Here is a 209-nt window from a genome sequence, read left to right as displayed (position 1 = left end):
GAGGCAGTGAGGCAAGACGGCCGGGCGTTGGAATATGTGCCGGAGAGTCTCCAGACGCGGGAGATGTGCCGCGAAGCCGTAAGGCAACACGGCTGGGCGTTGCTATGGATGCCGGACAACCTCCAGACGCGGGGGATGTGCCGCGAAGCCGTAAGGCAAGACGGCTGGGCGCTGATTTTTGTGCCGGAAGCCCTCCGGACGCGGGAGAT

Annotated in this window: 1 protein-coding gene; it reads left to right on the top strand. The window is 64.6% G+C overall.

Going from position 1 to position 209, the window contains the following annotated elements:
* A partial coding sequence (locus tag E1297_RS00045) for a DUF4116 domain-containing protein (protein ID WP_155132458.1) occupies positions 1 to 209 on the top strand: 209 nt, incomplete at both ends.

The sequence above is a fragment of the Roseibium sp. RKSG952 genome (genome assembly GCF_009711355.1).
The sequence above is the reverse complement of the archived record's forward strand: the minus strand, read 5'-3'. Positions and strand labels throughout refer to the sequence as shown.